Origin of the sequence: Xenorhabdus griffiniae, from assembly GCF_015163655.1 — a bacterium.
In the GTDB taxonomy this organism is placed as follows: domain Bacteria; phylum Pseudomonadota; class Gammaproteobacteria; order Enterobacterales; family Enterobacteriaceae; genus Xenorhabdus; species Xenorhabdus griffiniae.
Window position 1 is genome coordinate 1 of record NZ_JADEUF010000206.1, and the last position, 2,813, is coordinate 2,813.

1 protein-coding gene is annotated in these 2,813 nt (G+C 37.9%); it reads left to right on the forward strand.

Annotated features, from left to right (window positions below; translation table 11 throughout):
• Positions 1–742 precede the first annotated feature (742 nt).
• Complete coding sequence (locus tag IQ211_RS18720) at positions 743–2,068, forward strand: SLC5/6 family protein (RefSeq protein ID WP_189759524.1); 1,326 nt, start codon at positions 743–745, stop codon at positions 2,066–2,068.
• Positions 2,069–2,813 lie beyond the last annotated feature (745 nt).

Here is a 2,813-nt window from a genome sequence, read left to right on the forward strand (position 1 = left end):
CCGCTAATATTATTTGAAATAGTTCTTAATCAACTCCTCAAATACCTCGCCAAAATCTACCAAAATATGGTTTTGATTTATTAGCACCGTTTTGTGGGGATCCCTCAGCGCATAGCGGGGAGATATAAACAATCACATTGATTTGAAGTTGGATTGGTATAGTAAAATAAGGCCTTACCAATTAAGTATTAATTTTCCTTTATTTTTCATCGAGAAACAGGATGACACATAGTTTAATCCTATTTCACTAAATAGCGTTTCAAAATGATAGGAATATTCCTTACGCCGCGCGGGGTAAGGAAAGCCAACATCTGATATTCTCAGTATTATGGAAACCTATTTATACCAATCTAACTTCAAGATGCATATTGTTTCTCCCCGCAAAGCGAGTGAGAAACAATAAGTTATGTTGTCTTACAATGAGTAACTTGAAAGGTAACGCGTATAGTAAAAAATTCTATACGCATTAAACTTCAAGCTGCAATTTACAACACGATATGAAACCTGATATCTCCCCGCTTCGCGGGGAGATATCACACGCATCTTGAAGTTAGATTGGTATAGATTAATCCTTTGAATTACAGCATAATATTAACGATAAAAAGGATTTAATCCTGACAACGTGTTTTTGACAATTTTCTTTTTTGCGCAGTTTCCCTTTGTAATTTCTTCTTCATGAAAAAGTTGTTCTCCTTGGAATCACATTGGCTATCAGCACACAATAATTCACTTACTAAAAGATATGAAAACAGCATCAAAAAACAATAACATCACGCCACAGTTATCTCCAGCGGCCAAACGCGCCAACATGACGGAGGAAGAGTGGAAAAAAGCAATAAAATTCGACCATACCGATACTGGCTGGGTTATTATGAGTATCGGCATGGCAATCGGGGCCGGCATTGTTTTCTTGCCAGTGCAGGTTGGATTGATGGGATTGTGGGTTTTCCTGCTCTCTTCCATTATTGGTTATCCTGCCATGTATCTCTTTCAGCGGCTCTTCATCAATACCCTGGCAGAGTCACCAGAATGCAAAGATTACCCTAGTGTTATCAGTGGTTATCTTGGTAAAAATTGGGGCATTCTGTTAGGCGTACTCTACTTCATTATGCTGGTGATCTGGATGTTTGTTTATTCCACCGCGATAACCAATGATAGTGCTTCTTACCTGCAAACATTTGGCATCACTGATGAATTAATGTCGAAAAATCCGCTTTATGGATTGGCATTAATCTGTGTATTAGTCGCCATCTCTTCCCGTGGTGAACAATTACTGTTCAAAATATCCAGCCTAATGGTCATAACCAAGTTATTTGTTATCGCGGCATTAGGATTTTCCATGATCGGTATGTGGCATCTTTACAATATCGGCGCCTTACCTCCCCTGGAACTATTGATCAAACAAGCTATCATCACGTTACCTTTTACGCTCACGTCCATCCTGTTTATCCAAACACTTAGCCCAATGGTGATTTCTTATCGCAATCGGGAGAAAAACCGTGAAGTTGCCCGTCATAAGGCACTGAGAGCGATGAACATTGCTTTTGCTATCCTGTTTTGTACGGTATTTTTCTATGCCATCTCTTTCACGCTGGCAATGGGACATGACGAAGCACTCAAAGCCTATGAACAGAATATTTCAGCATTAGCCATTGCCGCCCAATTTTTCCCCGGCGGTTGGGTTATTGCTGTCAGTATCATGCTCAATGTTTTTGCCGTGATGACTGCCTTTTTTGGTGTTTACCTTGGGTTTCGCGAAGCCAGCCAAGGCATTGCCATGAATATTCTTAGTCGCCTGATGCCTGCTGAAAAGATCAATGAAAAGTGGGTACAAAAAGGCATCATGGTGTTTGCCATCTTATTAGCATGGAGCGCGATCCTTCTGAATGCCCCTGTATTAAGTTTTACTTCTATTTGTAGCCCAATATTCGGCATCGTTGGTTGCCTTATTCCGGCTTATTTAGTCTACAAAGTCCCTGGCTTACGCCATTACAAAGAGATATCACTTGTCTTGATCATCTTTACTGGCATTTTGTTATGTGTTTCCCCTATCCTGGCCTTCGCCTGATATGAGGGCTTATTATTAAGGTTCATTCGGTGCGCCCTAAATTCTCATCTTTCTGTTAGAGGATATAAGGCGCATTTAACTAATCAACTCCCTACAAAATTTACTGTACTTATTCATTAAACAATTCTTTTAATGACACTTCTATACGCATTAAACTTCAAGTTGCAATTTACAACACGATATGAAACGTGATTCCTCCCCGTAAAGCGGGGAGAAATTACACACATCTTGAAGATAAATTGGTATATACGCATTAAACTTCAAGTTGCAATTTACAACACGCTATGAAACCTGATCTCTCCCCGCTTCGCGGGGAGAGATCACACGCATCTTGAAGTTAGATTGGTATATACTTAATTAATCATGAAAAATATCTATTTAATTAAATTTCACAAACAGAACAAAAAAGCAACCAACCCACTCAATTCAAACAAAGATATAGTAAACAAAAGAAATTATAACCAACGTTATCAAATTAACTAAATCTCTTCCTTTAACCTTGTGTAATTACAAACATTATCCCTTGTTCTCCCTTGATATTTCTCCTTTTTGGTCAAAAAAATGCATAAACTCAGAATAAAAACCCGATAACAAACAAAAAACTAAAATATTATTTCGAAAACACTAAGTAAAAGTTAATTTTCAATCAATAATAAGGCGTTATCTAAACAACTTAGATAAATCATTTACTTTTTCCACTAAATGCAGTAAAAATACAAACTCGATACACTTAAAGGGATTTTTA